The sequence below is a fragment of the Microcoleus sp. Pol17C6 genome (assembly GCF_036701145.1).
Classification (GTDB): domain Bacteria; phylum Cyanobacteriota; class Cyanobacteriia; order Cyanobacteriales; family Microcoleaceae; genus Microcoleus.
The window spans coordinates 83946-106158 of the sequence record NZ_JAUBQH010000013.1; the positions used below are offsets into that span (position 1 = coordinate 83946).

Genomic DNA, 22213 nt, shown 5'->3' on the forward strand with positions numbered 1-22213 from the left:
TCCAATCTTAGATTGTTCAACTCGAGTGGAATTCCTAGTATTTCGAGAAGGAAGACTCCTCACAGCGCCTCGCTTGGTTCAGGAAGTTCTAACCATTCAAATGTGTATTGTGGCGATAACAAGGTTGTGGTAATTTGGCTCTTTTAGTCGCTTGCTGTCGATCGCATCATCTTAATCTCGATTAATATGCCTCAATTATGATCGTTCGATATTTTACCAAACCTTTTAATATACTATATAATGGTATTAAATGACAGGTGCCCCGAACTGCACGGGGAGGTATGGTACGGTTGAGATACCGTGCGCCTGTCAGAGACAAGGTGCCCCGAACTGCACGGGGAGGTATGGTACGGTTGAGATACCGTGCGCCTGTCAAGCTGAAACACAAAGATGTTTTATAACAATACCCCGGTTGACAAAACAACGCCCTGCCAAGGCGTAGAGTGTTCTTTTAAACACTCAGTAAGGGCGAAATCCACGGCTATTATAGTCGTGGATTCGCATTTAAACTTACCCTTCATTTTAGCGGTCTTCAAAGTGGATTTTAGACTGGAGAATAGGAATTTTCAACAACTGCATTTTCGGCTCAAGTAGATTGAAGGCTTCCTCCAATTCAGTATGACCACTGGCTGTCTCTGCTTCCTTTGAATAACGATCGATCAAGTACACCACATAATCTGCTAGCTGCAAACCCGTGTAAAATTCTGAGAAGCCAAACAAAGGTAGTTCCACAAAGTTAGAAGAGTTTTTTTGTAACTTCCAATCTCGATACACTTTGAGCAATCTCCCATCCTGAATACTGGTATGCTGAGTTGAGCGCGAATCCATAAGTAATATTCCAGTTTCGTTATATTGCTTTAGATAAGCATCTAGCTGCTCTAATAATTGATTGAAAGCTAAGCGATACAAACCAGTTTCATCTTTAATATCTTCACTGGTTTCGCGCAATCTTTTTTTGTTGACTTGAACAGCGAAGATATGGCAAGGTAACTGACTCATAGTTTCTGAAACTTCCTTGAACGCTTGAAGACGAAATTTCCTTGGAAAATTCTTAAATGAACCCACACCTTGCCAAATATCGCGCCCCTTAAGTTCCCAGTCTTCAGGTTCCCTCCCACTAAATAGCTCTTTTTTAAGTGCTGAAAATTGTCTATCCATTTGTGACCAGTGCTGGACATGGATAGCAAAGCTAGCTAAAAAAAAGAAATTTGTCTCCATATCTTTCCAGCCAGTGCCACCTTCATCAACATAAAATAAAATCGTCATCTTGCCTGATGGTAACTTTTTGACATAAGCGTTACATTATAAGTGTTTTTTAGCCTGTAAGTTATACTAGAATAAAGACAAGACTAAAACCCCATCTCTCACCGGCGCTTATATTGAGCGCAAACATCCAGGATACAAGCCCCCAGATTAATCCGTGGAGTCACCTATTCAATCTAAAATCTAAAATCTAAAATCTAAAATCTAAAATCTAAAATCGAATGACCGCACAAACTCCAGTTCCATTCCAAGACAGTTTCGACATCATCGTAGTAGGTGGCGGACACTCCGGCTGCGAAGCAGCCCTCGCCACTTCTCGCCTCGGCTGTCGCACCCTTCTCCTCACCCTCAACCTCGACAAAATTGCGTGGCAACCTTGCAATCCGGCTGTCGGCGGCCCGGCTAAAACCCAACTCACTAACGAAGTTGATGCGTTAGGCGGGGAAATTGGCAAAATGGCCGATCGCACCTACTTACAAAAGCGCGTCCTCAACGCTTCGAGAGGCCCCGCAGTGTGGGCCCTGCGAGCACAAACTGACAAGCGGGAATACGCCGCTGTAATGAATAATATTGTCGAAAATCAAGAGAATTTGACCATCCGCGAAGCGATGGTAACAGACTTAGTTTTGGGCAAAAACGAAGAAGTTATCGGAGTAGAAACATACTTCGGCGTCGCCTTTGAATGCAAAGCAGTAATTCTGACCACAGGTACTTTTTTAGGTGGCACAATTTGGGTAGGCAATAAGTCGATGCCCGCCGGACGTGCGGGAGAATTTGCCGCCGTTGGATTGACGGAAACTCTCAATCGTTTGGGCTTTGAAACAGGCAGGTTAAAAACAGGAACTCCGGCAAGAGTTGACAAGCGTACTCTGGATTATACCAACCTAGAACCGCAGCCGGGAGATGCAGAGGTTCGCTGGTTTAGTTTCGATCCAGAAGTCTGGATAGAACGCGAACAAATGCCTTGTTATTTGACTCGAACTACGCCAGCTACTCATCAGTTAATTAGAGACAATTTGCATCTTTCTCCAGTCTACGGCGGCTGGGTTGATGCTAAGGGGCCGCGCTATTGTCCGAGTATTGAAGATAAGATTGTACGGTTTGCCGATAAGGAAAGTCACCAGATTTTTATTGAACCGGAAGGTAGAGATATTCCTGAACTTTATATCCAAGGATTTTCTACTGGTTTACCGGAAAATTTGCAATTGCAAATGCTGCGGACTCTTCCGGGTTTGGAAAAGTGCGAGATGATGCGCCCTGCTTATGCTGTGGAGTACGATTATTTGCCGGCTACTCAGTGCTTTCCAACACTCATGACTAAGAAGATTGAAGGGCTGTTTTGCGCGGGTCAGGTGAACGGTACAACTGGATATGAGGAGGCGGCTGCACAGGGGCTCGTGGCGGGGATTAATGCAGCCAGGTTTGCAAAAAATCAGGAGATGATTGTGTTTCCTCGCGAGCAAAGTTATATCGGCACTTTGATCGATGATTTGTGTACGAAGGATTTGCGGGAACCTTACCGGATGTTGACTTCGCGATCGGAATATCGGCTATTATTGCGATCGGACAATGCTGACCAACGCTTGACGCCGCTGGGACGGGAAATTGGTTTGATTGACGATCGCCGGTGGGAGTTGTTCGATCGCAAACAAGCTAATATTGTGGCAGAGAAGGAACGCTTGTACTCGACGCGGGTGAAAGAGCACGAGGAAGTAGGCAAGGCAATTTTTGCAGACACTCAACAAGCGATTAAAGGTTCAATTACTCTGGCTGATTTGTTGCGTCGTCCTGGTTTTCATTATGTGGATTTGGAACGCTACAATTTAGGCAATTCTACTCTGAAGTTGGCTGAAAAAGATGGTGCAGAAATTGACATCAAATATTCCGGCTACCTGCAAAGACAGCAAAATCAAATCGATGACATTGCCAAACACGAACGCCGACAATTGCCCGCAGATTTAGATTACATGGCAATTACAACTCTCTCCAAAGAATCGCGGGAAAAGTTGGCTAAGGTGAAACCGCTGACTATTGGCCAAGCTGCCCGAATTGGTGGGGTAAATCCGGCTGATGTTAATGCTTTGTTGATTTTTCTGGAAGTGCGAAACCGTCAGCAGCCAGCGGGTGTTGGTAAATAAGCTCAACTAGAGGTGTATCAAGGCTTCCTTCAATTTTATGAAATCGCAGTATGAAAAAGTGTGACTCTTGTGGAACCACTATTTTGTTCGGCGGATTTCATATTGAGGGATATAGATTCTGGGCTTTGCTGAGTCACGGTATGAATCAACTTTTCGCTTGATGTTACAAAACTCACCCGACTGGGCTTATAAAAATTCCGAAATTTTGAATTTATAGTCATTTCAAATAAGTATGAGACACTTACTCTGCACAATAAGCACGAATAATTTCATCAAGAGATGTGCCAGGAGAAGCATACATTTTAGCTCTCTTTAATGCACTAAAATCATGCTCAATATCATTTAAATCAGGAGAGTATTTTGGTAAAAATATTATCTGATGACCTGCCGACTCAACCAATAGTCTAATGACAGTCTTACGATGAATGGGTGCATTATCCATAATTAATATAGATGGACTTGTTAAATCTGGTAACAAATATAAAGATAACCATCCTTCAAATCCTTCTGCATTCAAACTACCCATAAAGAGCATTGGTGCAATTAAGTCCTTCTTTCCTTTTCTTCTTCCTGCTACTAAATTTTCTCTTTTTACCCGTTTTCCTGGTCTTTCACCATAGACTTTTTTTCCTCTTTTCGCCCACGCATAGACAGAACCTTCAAATTCCTCAAATCCTGACTCATCAATAATGAAGACAAGACTTTTGCTGCCATAAATTTTAATTAATTCTCTCAGATTTCTATAATATTTCATTCTTGATTCTCTATTTCTTTCTTTATAGCGAAGTTATTTTTTTTTTGTAATTTTCAGTTTTTTTAAGGTATAGCAGATGGCACTCGGTCTGACGGAGAAAGTTTTTGCTCTTTCTACTAATCTTGCTTCCGGATTTTTTTCAACATCTTTTTTGAGAGCTTCCCAATCTAGCTTTCGTTGACGGTGAGTGACCTGAGTTGGTCGAATGTCTTCCCTACCTAGCCATCTATAAATTGTTGCTCTTCCTACCTTAAATATGGCGGCAGCTTTCGTTATACTCCCTCCATTTTCCACATCCATTGACTACTTTTTGTCGATAGTCTAGACTGTAAGCCATTTTTTTATAATTAACTATTTTTATCGATTTTATCATGATCTTACCTCTGTCTCACATTTATTTGAAATGACTATATACCTGTATTCAGCAAAGCCACAAAAAAGGAAAACGGGCAGAATCTCAACTCTAATTAATGAAATTCTGCCCGTATATTGTAAATATTGATCAATCCTCGAACCAAGTCGGAATTTCGCAAACATCCTGCATAAAAATCAGCGTTCATCCGTGGTTCAAACCTCCCCGAAATTTCCACCAGTTTTGCCACCCTCAAAGCCTTAGAAGACCAGCGAGATTCCTTGCTGTACGCTTATATACGCGGTCACTGGTGGTACTAGGAAATAGAGCGGAGTTTGGTATTGGGCGATCATTGCACAACCGGCTACATAGTCATCCCCCAAGGAAGATAAGCAGAGAGGGAGTGGGAGAGTGGGAGAGTGGGAGAGGGGGAGAATAGGTAAAATCTTCCTGATTCCTGATTCCCTCTTCCTTCCATCCGTTACATCCGTTACATCCGTTACATCCGCCCTTGCTAATCCGTTGCCGAACTTCCTTTAATGTGCCCAGAGAATCACGCCAGCTTCATAAGGACTGCTGAGATTATCGTGCTTCGGCAAAACCCGCAACGACAAACCTTGCAAACCACTAGAAGTATAAGTAATGTCAGCCGTATAAAGGCTAGCATTGTTAGAATCTTCTCCCAAATACTCCATCACCACCGGCACGCCACCAATGATATCGCCGTTAGCATCAACCGAGCCTTGATAAAGTTCAACTTGCACGTCCGCAGGCGTCAATCCCATCAGATTAATCCGAGATTTAACAGAGATCGACTGATTGACCTTAACTTCCTTATCCTGGGAAATATCAACAGCCTCAATCTTAATATCCTTCCACTTCGCGAGAACGTGCTTCTTCCAGTGAGACAACTCCTTGGCGGGAGCGCAATTATCCGAAGTCATGGTATGGTAGCGATCGCTCACTGGGAAATATGCCCGCCGCGCGTAATCCTTCACCATCCGAGCAGTATTGAACAAAGGACAATTCAAGCGAATCGAATCCTTCATTTTCTCCGTCCAACCGCGGGGAATTCCATCAGCATCCCGGTTGTAAAACAGCGGTACAACTTCCTTTTCCATCAAGTCGTACAAAGCATTCGCCTCGACCTCATCCTGATACTTAGTATCTTCGTAAAACTCCCCATGTCCGATCGGCCAACCGGTACGAACATAATCAGCCTCATCCCACCATCCGTCAAGAATGCTCAGATTCGGCAAACCATTCATCGAAGCTTTCATCCCGGAAGTACCCGAAGCCTCACGCGGGCGGCGCGGCGTATTCAGCCACACATCGCAGCCCGACACCATCATCCGAGCAACGTTAATGTCGTAGTTCGGTAAAAACACCATCGAGCTCATCGTCTCGTGCTCGCGGATGAAGTGAACGATATCCCGAATCAATTCTTTACCCGGAATATCCATCGGGTGAGCCTTCCCAGCAATCACAAACTGCACCGGGCGATTTTGATCGCGCATGATCCGCATAATTCGATCGACATCGCGCAAAAATAGCGTCGCCCGCTTGTAAGTAGCAAAGCGGCGGGCAAACCCGATCGTCAGCACCTTCGGATTGAGAGCTTCCCGCGCGTGTTCGATTTCCGTTTGGGCAGCACCGCGCTCGCGCAAAGTCTTTTGCAGCCACTCCCGCGCGAACACCACCAACTCCGATCGACAGCGTTCGTGATTGCGCCATAGTTCCTCATCAGGAATCGACGACAGCCTGTCCCAGAGACGATCGTCCTTACCGGTCATTTCCCAGTCCGGGCCAAGGTATCGATCGTATAACTCCTGAGTAGACTTCGCCACACAACTGCGAGCGTGCACCCCATTGGTAATCGAAGTAATCGGTACTTCTTCCTGTGGCAAGCCCGGCCACAAACCCTGAAACATCGGGCGCGACACCACGCCGTGCAAAGCCGCCACCCCGTTGACAAAACTCGACATTTTAATTGCCAAAATTGCCATATTCAGAGGTGCGGACAAATCGCTAGTATTCTCCCTGCCTAATCCCAGAAACTCATCTTGCGACAAGCCAAACATCCTGGGATAATGATCGAGATAGTGCATCACCATATCCGGCTCGAACAAGTCAAACCCAGCAGGTACGGGCGTGTGAGTCGTAAACATACTGCTCGAAACCACCACCTGTTCCGCTTCTACGAAACTCAGGTGATATTCCTCCATCAGCATCCGAATGCGTTCCAAAGCCATGAAAGCCGCGTGGCCTTCATTCATGTGATAAGCCGTAACTGTCAGCCCCAATGCCTTGAGCATTTTCACGCCGCCGATGCCCAGCATGATTTCTTGGTGCATCCGCAGAGTTTTATCACCGCCGTACAGTTGGTCGCTAATATCTTGGTCATAGCGGCTGTTAGGTTCAATATTTGTATCCATTAGGTACAAAGGAACCGTTCCCACTTGTACTCGCCAAATCCGGGCGTACACCTTGCGGCCGGGATAGTCTACCTCAATCCGCAATTCCGAACCGTCGGGATTGCGTTCTGGGTGCAGCGGCATATTGTAGAAATCATTGAGCGGATAGCGTTCTTGCTGCCAGCCGTCGGCGTTGAGATACTGCGAAAAATAACCTTCTTGGTATAGCAAGCCGACACCGACTAAGGGCAAGCCCAAATCGCTAGCTGATTTGAGGTGGTCGCCTGCGAGTACGCCCAAACCGCCGGAATAGATTGGTAGGGCTTTAACTAAGCCGAATTCCATCGAAAAGTAAGCGTAGCATTCTTGCTGCTCGGTGCCACGCTGTTTGCGGTACCAGGCGCGATTTTTGAGATAATCGTCTAATTGTTGGGCTGCTCGGTTCATTTGGGCAATGAAGCCTTCATCTTCTGCCATTTCTTGCAGTCGCTCTTGAGATATGGTTCCGAGCATCAGCACCGGGTTTTGGTTGCTGGAGTCCCACAGGTCTCGATCGAGGCGGCGGAAGAGGTCTTTGGTATCGACGTTCCAGTCCCAGTGCAAGTTGTAAGCAAGCTTGCGTAGGGGTTCGAGAATTGCCGGTAGCGACGGGGAAACGTTAAATGTGCGAATTGGCTGCATAGACAAAGCCTTTATGTTGGGGTAGCGATATTTTCCTCTGTCTTTAGGTACAAGTCCGTTATTCTGCACACTATTTTAAGTTTTAACCAGTTGATGCACGATGCCATCAAGCAGACGAAACGGAAGCGGAGGTCGTTCGATGTGAGCGAACTAGCCGTTTTCGGCTGCGATAACTGTCGCAAGAAGGCCTTGCCACCAGACCATCACTACTGGACGGGGATCTGTATTGAGTGCGGCAACGAGTTTTCCTACAGTGGCTGCTCGTGCGACGGCTGCTGCGGCGGGACGTATGCGGGTTTCGGCGGTGGTCGCACGACTTTTTACGTGTAACGTTCGCAGGAATTGCACGCAGCGTTACAACCTTACGCAGTCGTAAGTCGCGACCCAATTAAGCAATTTTTACTTGTTGCAACTGAGAATTTACCAATAGCTTACTAGCATCATTGGCTGATAGTGCAGGGCTGAAATAATGACCCTGAATTTCTTGACAGTGGAGCGATCGCAAACACTCCAACTGCTCTTTAGTTTCTACTCCTTCGGCTACCACGCTCAAGTTCAAATCTCGCCCCAGGGTCGCTACAGCCTTAGCGATCGCCCGTTCGCACGGATCAGTCGTCAATCCGCTGACAAAGGATTTATCTATTTTTAAGATATTCAAGGGAAACTTTTTGAGATAATTTAGAGAACAATAACCAGTGCCGAAATCGTCCAGCGCAATTTGCACTCCCATATTCTGCAACTCCCTGAGAACTTTTGTGGTATAATCCACATCTTGCATGGCTGTAGTCTCGGTAATTTCTAACTCTAAATACTTGGGTGCTAAACCGCTTTTTTCCAAGCATTTCGCTACCATTTCTAATAAATTAAATTGCTGGAACTGCCGAGCCGAAACGTTGACTGCTACCCGCAAATCTGGCTGCAAAGCATCCTGCCAAGCTTTATTTTGAGTGCAGGCTGTTTGCAGCACCCATTCCCCAATAGTTACAATGAGCCCGTTCTCTTCGGCGATCGGAATAAATGTAGCGGGAGTAACTAAACCTAATTGTGGATGTTGCCAGCGTAGCAGGGCTTCCATGCCCTGAATTTGCCAAGTAGTAATGTTGACTTTGGGCTGGTAGAAAACCTCAAATTCTCCCTGTTCTAAAGCCTCGTGTAGCCTGTGTTCTATAGTTAGTAAATGGCTGCCTTGGGGATTAAGTGTTGAAGTATATAACTGATAGTTATTTCTTCCCATTTCTTTAGCGTAGTACAAGGCAGCATCGGCATTTTTGACTAAAGTTTCGGCCTCTTCACCATCATCGGGATAAAGGGCAATGCCGATGCTGCTGCTAACATGAAACGGTTGTCCTTCTAGTTTAAATGCTGGCTTTAAATTGTTGAGTATTCTTTGAGCTGTTTTAACGGCATCTTCTAAGCAATTGATATCGGGAAGCAGTATGGTAAATTCGTCGCCTCCCCAGCGGGCAACAGTGTCAGTCGATCGCAAAGTGTCGCTGATACGTCCGGCAAAACCTTCTAACAGGCGATCGCCCGCAGCGTGACCTAATGTATCATTAATCTTTTTGAACCTGTCCAAGTCTAAAAACATCACAGCAAGCATTTTTTTTGTTTGTTTAGCTTGTTTTAAGGAAGCCAGCAGCCGCTCGTTAAAAAGTATCCGGTTCGGTAAACCTGTGAGTTGGTCATAAACAGCTTGATAGCGAATAATTTCTTCAGCTTGCTTGCGCTGAGTGATATCCATCATCGTGCCGATCGCCCTGACTGCTTGGCCACTTTCATTGCGGATGATATAGCCGCGATCGAGCACAAAAACATATCCCCCGTCTGCACGGTGAAAGCTGTATTCTTCCGACCAACATTGAGCATCTGAGTTCATTGTTTGGTTGAAACTTAACATCACTCTTTCCCGTTCTTCTGGATGAATATTTAACCACCAGGATTCTAATTCTATCGTCTGAGTTTCGTTGAGTTTGTATCCAAAAACGTTTTCAAACTCTGCGCTCAACCAATACTCATTTTTTAACAAATCAAAATCCCATACGGCATCATTTGTCGCCCGCGTCAGCAGGTGAAAGCGTTCTTCGCTTTTGCGTAGTTTTTCTTCGGATTGCACCCGTTCCGTTACATCCCGAAAGCTGAATACTCGACCAGTAATTTGGCCTCCCGTGCGCTGGGGCAACGAGTAGCGCTCGAAGATTCTGCCATCTGTCAACTCGATGAGATCGTAACTTTCTGCTGCAGGGCGATCAGACAATTCTTTAGCACGGTTGAGAAATATTTCGGGGTATTTTAACTGGTTGATTCCAAACCCCAAAATTTGGTTGTTATCTCTCGAATCAACCAGCAAATCCGGCAACTGCCACATTTCGGCAAATTTGCGGTTAAAGGTGATAACTTTTCCTCCGCTGTCAACCGCCAGAATGGCGTCAGCAGTAGATTCAATGGTTGCTTGAAGCAACGAAAGAGATGTTTCTAGTTGTGACTCTGCTAATTTGCGATCGCTGATGTCAAATGCTGTGATTAATATTGAGGCTTTTTTTTCAAATTTTATAATATCTACAGTTGCTTCAATCCAGCGCATTTCTCCTGTTTTCGTGACTATTACTAATTCATATTTAGAGCCTGCTGTTGAGCGCGCATGGCTGGATTTACCCCATTTTTTAACTATTTCTATAAAATCTAGATGAATTAAGTCGTATAAATCCAAGGCTAGTAATTCTTCGCGAGTATATCCTGTCAGAGCTTCTGTCTGAGCATTGACATAGCGGAACTGTCTGCGGTGATAGATAAATGCAACAGCATTAACAGTTTCTATCAGTTGGCGAAACTTTTTTTCACTGCGCCGCAAATTTCTTTCAACCCGCTTTCTATCGGTAATATCTTGTGCTATATATAACTTGCCGCTGACCTTGCCTTGACCGTCGCGAATAATTGAAATAGAAAGCAGTACAATTATTTTTTTTCGATGTTTAGAAAGGTAGACTTTTTCGACGTTGCGCACAGAACCTTCGGCTGTTAAACTTGCTAACTCTAATTCCGGGGCTGGTGATTCAGTTTTCTGAAACAGTCTGGCTATTGGTGTGCCTAACAACTCTTTTTTAGAGTATCCTAAAAGTTGACAGGTAGCTTGGTTTAACGACAGAATATAACCGCCCGGGGTGGTGGCGATTATCGAGACGTTCATTTCTTCGCAAATATCGAGAGCATATTCGGCAGTTTGCTGCAAGTCTTGGGTCATTTGGGCAATAGTATGCCAGATATCCTGTTCTTTTTTTGGTGGATACAACACTTTTTCTCCTTTTGGTACCTTGTCATTTTCTGTTTCAGACTTCGGCTTGATTAACCTCATCGTCTTGGATAAGCTATTTACTGTTTTACCCCGGAGCAATAATGATATTGCTACACAAATAAAAACCAGGTAATAACAGATTATTTTCCATCTAAGAGTAGCTTCTTTTCGAGGAATTTCCTGAGATTCTATATAATTAGAAATCGGTAATTTTACTGGCTCAATTTGCGATAATTTATCCAAAAATAATGCGGTGCTTGCAGAAGTAAGGGGGCGAGCTGCCGATGGCAAATAGCTATGTTTCTGAGACCGAACCAAAATCCCTTCTACAGGGCGAGTGCCAGGTTCATCTCTTAGACTTGTCCGTAATATTTTTGGATTTATGCCACATTCCAGACCAAAAATAGCAACCGCGAAATATCCCAACATCAATTGAGAATTTTTTTTCATGTGCTCTACTTCCTAATTTCAAATAAATCTTTTTAGCCGCCATAAATCTAAAAAAAATTAGCCGAACTTTTTCTATCATGGGCAAACCCAGCCACTATTAATTTATGTGGATTTGTAAATAAATTTTTTTCAAGCTAATAATTTAGCTTTATAACTAATTACAATTTTAATCTTAATTTAAAATGTGTCATCAGCCATTGTGCCACAAATTATCCGCCATTCTGCCTAGACACCGCGTGGGAGCGCGCTAAAATTAGATAATTCCCGCAAAAAGGCGACCGGGATTCGTTAGAAAAATAAACAATTAGCTTAAAATCGATGCAGAGGTCCACTAATTGAACCCATGAGTCAGACGATCCCACAACTCGAAAAAGAAGTCCGCGCGCTGCAAGCAGAAGTTACCGCCCTGCAAGACTCGCTGGAAAAACTTGGCGTACAGCGCTCTGAGTGCCGAGTGGCAGTCAGTTTTCCCAAAAATAATACTCCTCAAGCCATTGCTGAGTTCCACCAGCAAACTGCTGCTTTTGGGGAGCAGTGGTTGCAGCAAATCCAGGAAATTGACCGAGAGACTAAAAATATTGAAAAGCAACTGCAGCCAAAACAGGCTTTACTCAATTACAAGCAAGGTGAACTAGAAAAATTGCTGGCCGGACAGCACTGGCAAGAAGTAGAAAACCACGTTCAAACCGGGGAAAAACGCTTGCAAGCACAAGCTCGGAGAATCAATCAAGCAGCCGCGCAGCTAGAGGCAGAGATTCAAGCTTTAAAAGCACTGTACGACCAACTCAATCCGAGTTATTCAGAGTGGTTTCAACAACCAACTCAAATAGTAGAATTTTCGGCAAAAACTATTCCTTATGCTTTTCCTAGCAGCAGCGGGTTGATCTTGGAGAATAAGGAGATTGAGTGGGAAAAAAAGTAGTTTTGGCTTGTGAATTTTAAAGGTAAATTAGTGATTTGAATGTCGCCGTCGAACGATCCAATAAGCAAGACAGATTCGACGGCAACATCCCAAGGATTTTACCTGCTTTTTTAGAGGAAAAATACAAAACTGCCTCGGGCGCCGTTAATTTTAATATTTTTGAGTTTCATTTTTTGAAACAAGTTTATTTTTAACTCTGGTGTCAATCTAAAATCTAAAATATAACAGTTCTGGACGCATCAACCGGGTTTTACAAAAAGACTTTGTTGCAGCTTTCGCTTCCGCTAAAAAACCCGGTTGATGAGAGCGAGGAGTGCGTAAGCCCTGTCTAAAATCTCACATAGACTTACTGATGAAACAATTGATTTGGATAGCCCTATTTATTATGGTTGCGGTGGCGGCTGTGGGTTGGCGTTCTGACTCGTGGCAGCGGTTGTCGAGTGTACCCGCAGTTTCGCTCGATCGCAATATCCACACTTCCCAAAACCCGTCTCCCTTACCGCTTCCTGCTGAAAAAAATGCTTTTTCTCTGCCCCAAATTGACCAGTCCCGGTTGTGGAAACACGTCGATAGTTTAGCAGGAGAACGGGATGGAGAACGATCTCGCTCTTTTACTAGAGACTACATTTCAAAACAACTGCAAACATTAGGATTTTCCCCCGAGTTGCAGCCGTTCGATCGCGGAATCAACGTTTTCGCTGAGAGAAAAGGTACTGACTCCAGCGCCGGTGCAATTTTAGTTGCAGCACACTACGATACTGTACCAAACTCCCCAGGCGCTGACGACAATGCGACGGGAGTTGCAGTAGTTTTAGAAGTAGCAAGATTGCTGGGTTCTCGTGCCACACCTCGGACATTGCAAGTAGCTTTTTTCGACAGGGAAGAACTCGGACTTTTAGGCAGTTTAGCATTCACTGGTAGCGACGCGCGGTTAAAAAAATTGCAGGGTGCGATCGTCCTAGATATGGTAGGTTATGCCTGCCGCACGCCCGGATGCCAGCAATATCCCGAAGGATTGACAGCGCAACCTTTTCTAGAAGCATCGGGGGTAAAATCTCCTGACAAAGGCGAGTTTATCGCTGTGATTGGGGATGCGGAACATCCGCTGCTATTGAAAAGTTTTGCGGAGTCGGGAAAAGCCGATTTGCCGCCTGTGGTGGCACTGCCGGTTCCCCTGAAAGGGTTGCTGACTCCCGATGTTTTGCGGAGCGACCACGCGCCTTTCTGGTATAAAGGAATTGGTGCTGTGTTGGTGACGGATACTGCAAATTTGCGATCGCCCCACTATCACCAATCTAGCGATACATTAGCAACTATCGATCGACCTTTTTTCGCCGGTTCTGCTCAAATTGTTGTCAATGCCGTGGCTAAATTATTGGAATTAGGTAATTAGTAATTGGGAATTGAGCATGGGGAATTGGGAATTGGGGATGGGGCATCGGGCATTGGGCATTGGGCATGATGACTGTTATTGATACTGCCAACTGCCAACTGCCAACTAATAACTAATAACTAATGACTAACAAAGAAAGCCTGCAACGGCATTTACTGCAACTAGACAATCGAGGCTACAAAGCCTACAAAGACATTCAAGGTAACTACGACTTTTCTGAATTCACATTAATTATTGATTACGTGCAGGGAGATCCGTTTGCTTCTCCCAGTAAATTTAGAGTTAGAGTTCCGCCAAACATTGCTCAAATTCCTGGCGAACTTTTCAATTCTCGCAGTCGAGAAATAGCCTTGCGAGATTATCTAACTCGCCAGTTTGACAAAGCAGCACACAGCATCAGCAGCAAACGCGGTACTGGGAAAAGCGGTATGATTGCAGTGACTGGCTTCGGACAAGAAGTTTTAGAGCGAACTTCCACATTTATCATTTCCTCAAATACATCCGATATCGAAGATTTAGGAGGAGTTGAACTGCGATTTGCCGTCGGACTTCCAGCGGGCGGACGCAGTATCTTAGGGCGACAAGCTGCTGAAATGCTGTGCGAAGATATTCCGCAAATTGTCAGCAATTCTCTGAAGTATGCTAACTTAAATTCTGCTGAATGTCGCCGTCACGTTGAAACTGTAGAAGATGCTGACTGGCTGCGGCAGCAGTTAGCTGAAAACGGATTAGTTGCGTTTGTGGCTGAAGGTTCTATTTTGCCCCGCCGCACGGGTGTTGACGATCGCCCTTTGTTAAATAATGCTGTGGCTTTTCAGACGCCACCGTCGTTAAAAGTTGAGTTTAATTGTCCGAATCGCGGTTTGATTTCCGGTATGGGTATCCCGGCTGGTATTACTTTGATTGTTGGCGGCGGCTATCACGGCAAATCAACTTTACTCAGGGCGATCCAGTTGGGAGTTTACAACCGAATTCCGGGAGATGGTCGGGAATTTGTGGTGGCTAATCCGGCGGCGGTTAAAATTAGGGCGGAAGATGGCAGAAGTGTAGCGGGAGTTGATATTTCGCCTTTTATTAACCACTTGCCACAAGGTAGAGATACTGCACAATTTTATACTGAAAATGCGAGCGGTAGCACGTCGCAATCTGCTAATATTATTGAGGCTTTGGAAGTGGGGAGAATGCCTGTTTTATTGGTGGATGAGGATACGGCGGCGACGAATTTCATGATTCGCGATCGCCGAATGCAGGAACTCATCGCTAAGGATAAGGAACCGATTACGCCGTTTATTGATAAAGTTAAACAATTGTACGCAGATTGCGGCGTATCGACTATTTTAGTAATGGGAGGAAGTGGCGATTATTTTGATGTGGCAGATACTGTGATTGCAATGGAAAATTTTCAAGCAGATAACGTGACTGACAAAGCTAAAGAGATTGCTAAGAATTACTCGATTAGCCGGGCTGCTGAAGGGGGAGAAAATTTTGGTGAGATTACTCAAAGAGTGCCGATTCCTGCTAGTTTAGCTCCGAGTCGGGGACGGCGAGATGTGCGGGTGAAGGTGCGGGATGTTGATGAATTGGCTTTCGGCACTGAGGAGATTGATTTGGGTTCTGTTGAGCAAATTGTTGACAGCGGACAGTTAAGGGCGATCGCTGCGGCAATGGTTTATGCTAAGCAGCAATACATGGACGGAAAACGTACTTTGTCGGAAATCATAGATTTGGTGATGGCGGATATTGAGGCGCAGGGGATGGATATTTTATCGCCTTTTCCTGAAGAGGATTTTGCCATGTTTCGACGGTTTGAATTGGCGGCGGCAATTAATCGGCTTCGCAGTTTGTCCGTTGTTGCCAAGTAGACTTGCTTAATATAAGTGTATTGTTGTCCTACTTTTGATATGCTGACCAAAGTGAGTGCAAAAACCGCGATTGAAGTATGACAGGCAATATAGGACAACTGACTGCTTTAAGCGATCGACCTTATATAGTATTAAGCAATCAAGGGCAGGTTTTACAGTTAGAGTTAAAACAGCAGCAGCACTTATTGGGGCGCGATCGCACTCGTGCTGATTTAGTCATTCCCGATGCTTGGCGCGCAGTTTCCGGCGTTCACGCTGTTTTGCGACAAATTGGGGATAATTACTGGATTTACGACGGTGACGGCCAGCGGCCGAGCACTAATGGCTTATTTGTTGATCGCACTCGCATCACTCCCAATGACGGTTATTGTCTGAAAAACGGCACCGAAATTAAAATCGGTCTCGATCCTCAAAATCAAGTTTTGCTGAGTTATTTTAATCCGCTGGCGAATCAGGTTGCTGTCCCTAGCAAGCAGTCAATTCTTCTTAAGAATCGGTCGGTTTTGTTGGGCCGCGATCCAAACGCTTCGCTGCAATTAGATGCGCCGCTGGTTTCTAGACGCCACGCCACAATCGACCAAGACAGCCGCGGTAATTATATTTTGCGAGACCACAGCGTTAACGGGGTTTTTGTTAACGGTCAGCGAGTTACCAATTCTATACAATTGTCCGAGGGAGATGCAATTCGGATCGGCCCGTTTACTCTAACTTACCGCAGCGGTGAGTTGGAGATGCAAGACTCCGGCCATCAAATTCGTTTGGATGCTGACACTCTGGTGATTCCCAAGCGTTTGGATAACATCACTTTGGCGATCGAACCGGGGCAGTTTGTGGCTTTAGTCGGCGGTAGCGGTGCGGGTAAATCTACTTTAATGCGGACGCTTTTAGGCATCGAAAAAACTACTAACGGCGCTGTGTTTCTCAACGGTGACAACCTGCGCCAAAATTTCAATATTTACCGCAATCAAATCGGTTACGTGCCTCAAGATGATATTGTACACGCAGATTTGACAGTAGAAGAAGTCTTGAGTTATGCAGCTAAATTGCGCTTACCTCCCGATACAGATGTCAAGCAGGTAGTCGCAAAAACTTTAGAAGATATTGAAATGACTCACCGCCGCAAGGCTTTGGTAAAACAGCTTAGCGGCGGACAGCGGAAGCGGGTCAGCATCGGAGTTGAACTGTTAGCAGATCCGAAACTTTTCTTTTTAGACGAACCGACTTCAGGACTCGATCCGGGTTTGGATAAGAAGATGATGCAACTGCTGCGAAAGTTGGCAAATCAAGGCCGGACGGTGATTCTGGTGACTCACGCGACGGCAAATATCACGATGTGCGATCGGATTGTGTTTATGGGTCGCGGCGGACGCCTTTGTTACTTCGGCCCGCCTAGGGAAGCGCTCGATTTTTTCGATGTCAAAACGGGCGATTTTGCAGACATTTACAACGAATTAGAAACAGGAGAAACCAACGTTCAAAGCTGGGCAGAAAAGTTTAATAAATCTCCCTACTATCAGCGCTATATTGTCAACCACTTCAGCACAGGAAACGCTAATGCAAAAATACCTTCTGCACCTTCTGTACCAAAATCTCAATCTTTTGTAAAACAACTCGTTTTGCTCGGTCAGCGCTATTTTCAACTCGTTTCCCGCGACTTAGTTAACTTAAGCTTAGCTCTTTTAACAGCGCCGATCGGCATTAGTTTACTGCGGCTAGCCGTCAGAGATAAAGACCCATTAATTGGCGCACCGGAGGCAACTTTAGCACCTTTAGCGCTCAGAGTTTTATTTGTATTTACCTGCGCGGCTATTTGGGTGGGGCTGGCAACTTCTCTGCAAGAAATTGTCAAAGAATCTGCTATTTATCTGCGAGAACGTTTGGTGAATTTAGGATTGTTTGCTTATTTAGGTTCAAAATTTTTTATACTTTCTGGTTTGGCAGTATTTCAAACACTGTTAATGGTAGGAGTTATTGTGATTGCTTTTAAATCTCCCGAACCGAGTTTGATTTCCTGGGCTATGGGAGCAACTATTACCACATTCCTAACTTTGATGAGCTGCATAAGTCTCGGATTAGTCGTTTCCGCGATTGTTAAAAATAGCTCTCAAGCTAATAGCGCTTTGCCTCTATTATTGCTGCCTCAGATTATTTTTTCTGGAGTTTTGTTTAAGATGAAAGGTGCGGCGAGCACATTTTCTTGGCTGATGTTAAGCCGCTGGTCTGTGGGTGCTTACGGCTCTTTAGTTAATGTGAATGGGATGGTTCCCGCGCCTACTACATTACCGGACGGGAGTACGCTTCCTCAGCCGTTTGAGCCTACTCCTGTTTACGATCCAACCTGGGAGAATTTGAGTTTAAACTGGGGTATTTTGTGCGTGCATATTTTCGTTTATTTGATGTTGACTCTGTGGTTGCAGAAGCGGAAGGATATTTTATGATTAACATTCCGCGTTTTTAACTCACAGTTCATTATCCAATCAGATGGGGGAGGAATAAATGTTAGTTAAAACCCACGCATTAGTAGAAATTGCTGCATCGCCTGAAGTAGTCTTTGATTTTGTTACGTCGCTGTCAAATCTGCCCAAAGTCTTTCGCGGATATGGCCCAATTCCAGCAATTATTAAAGCTGAGATGGCAGATGGTGGAGAGATGCGTGAAGGCGGGGTACGGCGGATAGAAAATTCCGATACTTCGGTGATTGATGAAGAAATCATTACTTTCAAAAAGCCAGAAAGACAAACCTACCGACTGGTTAGAGGGTTTAAGTTTCCGATTTCTCTACTCATTGAGTCTGGTGGCGGAGATTGGAATTTCACTGCTACAGCCAAGGGAACTCGGATTGATTGGGAGTTTTATTTTATCCTAACTTCTCCGGTATTCTATCCGCTTGGGTTGTTGCTTGTTCGGGTTTTTATGCAAAAAGCTATGCAGCAGTGTTTAGATAATATTCAAGAATATTTGGCTAACCCAAGCGAATAGATTGTATGAATTATTGGCTAATGAAGTCGGAACCAGATGTTTATAGTATTGCGAATTTGAAGCACGATCGCACTTCCCTTTGGGATGGCGTTCGCAACTATCAAGCTCGCAATTTTATGAGAGAAATGAGTCTGGGAGATTTAGTATTTTTTTACCATTCTAATACTAAAATACCCGGAATTGTCGGCTTAGTGCGCGTCGTTGAAACAGGAATTGCTGACCCAACTCAGTTTGATATGAATAGCGAATATTATGATGCTAAATCGCAGTTTGGTGCACCTCGCTGGCAAACTGTGAGAGTTGAGTTTGTTGAGGAATTTGCTAAGTTAATATCTTTGGATGAACTGAAACAAAAGTTTAGTGCTGATGAGATTTTGGTGGTGAGGAAAGGCAATCGGTTATCGGTGATGCCGGTATCTGAAGTTGCTGCTGAGAAGATTTTGAAGATGAGATGAGTTTCTTACCCACTTTATACCGGGCGAATGTAATACTAATTTCTCAAAATAGAGTTACAGTTAGTATGTGTCATTGTTGTAATTTATTACCCAAATATCAGGAAGAATAATGTCAGTCTTGTGTCAAGATTCAAATTCGGGAAACAGCAGAAGAGGTGAGAGATATTCTGAGGAAAGAGAAAGATGTGACTCTCCACGAAAAACTCCAAGTTCTGTATTGGCTCAAAACCCAAACGGTAGAAACTGTATTGTCGGCTGCTGTGCGGTGGTAGTCCTGCATAGTCATGATAATTAAGGGTTTTATTTAATAAATAAATTGGCGTTATAGCTAGGAATAAAATACCAAATAGCTGTTTATATTATTGGAGAGTTTTTTAGAAAATGAAAGGGTTTTTCTTGCCAATCGAGATATTCTTTGTCTCATGGTATTATTAAATCTTTCTATATAGTTTGTCTGACCAGTATGCTTTCCTACTGCTCTCTGTCTTTTTTTTAGGAAAAACTATTTCCTCAGAAAGGACAAAAGTGTGTATAACTGACAGCAGATTGACGATAGACTGCAGGCATTAAATTCCCAAGTCATCGAGCACCATCTTTATCTCTTTTGCCAATGTATACTCCTACAATTTCTTTAGTCAAGACATCAATTGCTAGCCAAATCCACTGCTTATTACCCTTATTTCCTACCAATGAGCACATTTCATCGCCTTGAATTGTTAGCTTCCCCCTTTTTTTTTATTTCACTTCCACTTGTCTTTTGACGGCTCCTAATTTTTCATTAACATAGTATTGTAGCCACCTTTGTGAAACCCCCGTCGCCCTAACAATCCCAGCCAGAGATATCTTTTCTAATAAAGTCTATCTCTCAATTCTCTTGTTTCTTCCGAAATCTGCTGATGTCTGGGAGCCATGACAAATTGTCTGTCACAATCTCGACATTTAAAGTTTTGTTTATCAGTGTGAGTGTGACCATTTTTCACAATATATTGAGAATTGCACCTGGGACATTTTATAAGCTAAAAGTTAAGGCAGATTGAAGAAGTAAATTATAACAGGTACTCCTGACTATGCAGGACTACCCAACTACCATGATGCTTGACGTAATACTTGCTACGGGGCTTGATTTGGTCAATACCCAGCACTTCAAAAACTGGTTTACAAGTTGCTGCTACTGTATTTCATACACCTGAAATACGCTGTACCTTTTGGTCAGAGCTTGTCAGCCTGATTTGGCTCTTTTTCGTATAACGCAGTTTAAAATGATAGTTCACTGGCGTTCACTGTTGGAGGATTCTCCTTGCACGCTTACCGCTTTAGGCTACCAGTTTCGGTTACTTTCGTGGTCTGCATTCCATCTCGTTCATTGCTTACTTGAGGCGTGACCGGACTTCAAATGAAGTCTTTTACGTAGGAGTAGCGGGTGTGAATCCGCTAGGAAAGTGGTCTTTCCATACTAAACAACCTTATCAGGTCGCGCTCGACTAAACGAATCGCACCTAAACTCCAAGTATGAGTAAAAGCGTTTATCTCAAAAAAAAATAGGCTAGCTATATTTCACAGCGCCTATCTCAATCTAAATTTTAATGGCTCCCCGCAACGCCGTCTTACCTCAGCTTTTGACCTGGTATTTTACCAGGTGGGTACCGTTGGCTCGGACTTAAAGTTTCTGGGTACAAGCCCAGTTTACTGCTGTCCAAACATCTTGATTCCCGAGAGTTAAGAGTTATAGATCAAAAAAACATTATTGGCAGTCACCAACGTCGCAGTAGAACCTTTATTTAATATATACCAACTAACCAGATTTTGGCAAGCTTCGAGCAATTTAACTTGCATACCAGATAGATTCAACGGTTTGAGCGAGATCCTCTGCTGACGATCGCCCCTGAGCCACCAAGTCCGCGTCAAGCACAACTGTAACGTGACCGAGTTTGCGGCCGGGACGCGATTCTTTCTTACCATACCAATGTACAAAAGCACCGCTAATTTGTGCCAGTTGTTTTCTTTTTGCTAAATAATCGGACTCGGCAGACTCGTAGCCTAGCAAATTTACCATGACAGCGCCTGCACATTTCAGAGCCGAATTACCTAAAGGCAGTTGACAAACTGCGCGCAAATGCTGTTCAAATTGTGAAGTTTCGCAGGCATCGATGGTAAAATGTCCCGAGTTGTGGGTGCGGGGTGCAATTTCATTGACTAACAGCTTATTATCAGCGGTTAAAAATAATTCAATGCCGAATACGCCGACAGCTTCTAAGCTGTTGAGGAGAGTGCGGGTGATCGCACAAGCTTCAGTTTTCACATCTAAACTAATATCAGCGGGCGCAATCACCAGATGACAAACCTGATTTTGCTGCTGAGTTTCCACTATCGGATAAATCGCAATTTCGCCATTTGCCGATCGAGCTGCAATTACAGCCAACTCGCGATCGAATGGCACAAACTCTTCCACCAGCAAAGACTGACCTTGGAGTTTAGCACGAATTGACTCCAAACTCCCTCGATCATTCACAATAAAAGTACCTTGGCCGTCATAACCGTGGCGGCGAACTTTGACGACAAAGGGAAAGTCGATCGATCCAGCATCCGAGTCTCCTTCACTCTGCACGCTGTCAGAAACAGAAATTGCCGGAAAGTCGATCGCCACCTCCTTAAACAATTCTGGGGGCAAATCCGCGCTGCAATCCCATTGCCAAAACCTCGGAGTTGGCAAACCTAAACCTTGTAAATAACAGCGCTGAACGTACTTATCCAACAAAGGAGAAAGCGACGACAAACTCGGCTGAAATAACACACCTTGCTGTTCTAGCGGCCGCAAACCATCCAAATCCACAAACTCATTTTCAAAAGTAATAACATCGCAGCCAGCAGCCAATTGAGCCGTAGCCAAAACATCATCCACAGCCGCCAAAACAGCACCAGCAGCAACAGAAACTGCCGGGTCACTAGCATGGGGAGTTTGCACTACCAATTCAATACCCAGCGCACTAGCAGCATCCCCCATCATCGAAGCTAGCTGGCCGCCGCCGACAACGCCCACCCGCTTAAATTTGGCAGACGAACTCGCAGCGGTTTGATTTGATTTCATGTGAGTAAAATTCCCCAGAGTCAACCTGCCTATCTTATCGCTATTTGTCCCCGAATCAATTATAGTAATTGCAGAGTTAAAAGCCAGAAAAGAGTTTTAATTGCGTGATTAAATCGAGGCAGAACCCATAAAAATTGGGCAGCTAAAGTCTTTAATTATTGCACGCTCGCAGCCAT

At 44.5% G+C, this 22213-nt stretch carries 12 protein-coding genes, 1 other RNA gene and 2 pseudogenes; 7 read left to right on the forward strand and 8 right to left on the reverse strand.

Going from position 1 to position 22213, the window contains the following annotated elements; genetic code table 11:
- Window positions 1–522 precede the first annotated feature (522 nt).
- Window positions 523–1266 (reverse strand): DUF3800 domain-containing protein, encoded by a 744-nt coding sequence (locus tag QUA25_RS09340; protein ID WP_333037186.1) that lies wholly within the window; start codon window positions 1264–1266, stop codon window positions 523–525.
- 218 nt (window positions 1267–1484) lie between these two features.
- Here QUA25_RS09340 and mnmG point away from each other — a divergent pair, with 218 nt between their 5' ends.
- Complete coding sequence (gene mnmG, locus QUA25_RS09345) at window positions 1485–3401, forward strand: tRNA uridine-5-carboxymethylaminomethyl(34) synthesis enzyme MnmG (protein ID WP_333037187.1); 1917 nt, start codon at window positions 1485–1487, stop codon at window positions 3399–3401.
- A gap of 241 nt (window positions 3402–3642) precedes the next feature.
- Here mnmG and QUA25_RS09350 read toward each other — a convergent pair.
- From QUA25_RS09350 to QUA25_RS09365, 4 genes and pseudogenes are all read right to left on the reverse strand, one after another.
- Window positions 3643–4492: pseudogene (locus QUA25_RS09350) on the reverse strand (IS630 family transposase).
- A 551-nt stretch (window positions 4493–5043) separates the two neighbouring features.
- Window positions 5044–7602 (reverse strand): alpha-glucan family phosphorylase, encoded by a 2559-nt coding sequence (gene glgP, locus QUA25_RS09355; RefSeq protein ID WP_333037188.1) that lies wholly within the window; start codon window positions 7600–7602, stop codon window positions 5044–5046.
- A gap of 150 nt (window positions 7603–7752) precedes the next feature.
- A complete protein-coding gene (locus QUA25_RS09360) occupies window positions 7753–7950 on the reverse strand; it encodes a hypothetical protein (RefSeq protein ID WP_333037189.1) in 198 nt (65 codons plus the stop codon).
- A 40-nt stretch (window positions 7951–7990) separates the two neighbouring features.
- Window positions 7991–11341 carry an EAL domain-containing protein gene (locus tag QUA25_RS09365; RefSeq protein ID WP_333037190.1) on the reverse strand — a complete coding sequence of 1117 codons (3351 nt, stop codon included), beginning with the start codon at window positions 11339–11341 and terminating at the stop codon, window positions 7991–7993.
- A 343-nt stretch (window positions 11342–11684) separates the two neighbouring features.
- Here QUA25_RS09365 and QUA25_RS09370 point away from each other — a divergent pair, with 343 nt between their 5' ends.
- The 6 genes from QUA25_RS09370 (at window position 11685) to QUA25_RS09395 (ending at window position 18952) form a co-directional block, all read left to right on the forward strand.
- Window positions 11685–12263, forward strand: a complete 579-nt coding sequence (locus tag QUA25_RS09370; RefSeq protein WP_333037191.1) for a hypothetical protein — start codon at window positions 11685–11687, stop codon at window positions 12261–12263.
- Window positions 12264–12615: 352 nt separating this feature from the next.
- Entirely contained in the window at window positions 12616–13656 is a 1041-nt protein-coding gene (locus QUA25_RS09375; protein WP_333037192.1) for a M28 family peptidase, read from the forward strand.
- 122 nt (window positions 13657–13778) lie between these two features.
- Complete coding sequence (locus QUA25_RS09380; RefSeq protein WP_333037193.1) at window positions 13779–15518, forward strand: ABC-ATPase domain-containing protein; 1740 nt, start codon at window positions 13779–13781, stop codon at window positions 15516–15518.
- Window positions 15519–15595: 77 nt separating this feature from the next.
- Window positions 15596–17956: an FHA domain-containing protein gene (locus QUA25_RS09385; protein WP_333037194.1), complete on the forward strand. Its 2361-nt coding sequence runs from the start codon at window positions 15596–15598 to the stop codon at window positions 17954–17956.
- 58 nt (window positions 17957–18014) lie between these two features.
- Window positions 18015–18497, forward strand: a complete 483-nt coding sequence (locus QUA25_RS09390; protein ID WP_333037195.1) for an SRPBCC family protein — start codon at window positions 18015–18017, stop codon at window positions 18495–18497.
- A gap of 5 nt (window positions 18498–18502) precedes the next feature.
- Window positions 18503–18952, forward strand: coding sequence for an EVE domain-containing protein (locus QUA25_RS09395; protein ID WP_333037196.1), 450 nt, complete (start codon window positions 18503–18505; stop codon window positions 18950–18952).
- Window positions 18953–19252: 300 nt separating this feature from the next.
- Here the strand turns inward: QUA25_RS09395 and QUA25_RS09400 are convergent.
- From QUA25_RS09400 to QUA25_RS09410, 3 genes and pseudogenes are all read right to left on the reverse strand, one after another.
- A pseudogene (locus QUA25_RS09400) lies at window positions 19253–19965 on the reverse strand (IS1 family transposase).
- Window positions 19966–20536: 571 nt separating this feature from the next.
- Window positions 20537–20724: non-coding RNA, 6S RNA (gene ssrS / locus QUA25_RS09405), on the reverse strand.
- Window positions 20725–20774: 50 nt separating this feature from the next.
- A complete protein-coding gene (locus tag QUA25_RS09410) occupies window positions 20775–22037 on the reverse strand; it encodes a 5-(carboxyamino)imidazole ribonucleotide synthase (protein WP_333037197.1) in 1263 nt (420 codons plus the stop codon).
- Window positions 22038–22213 lie beyond the last annotated feature (176 nt).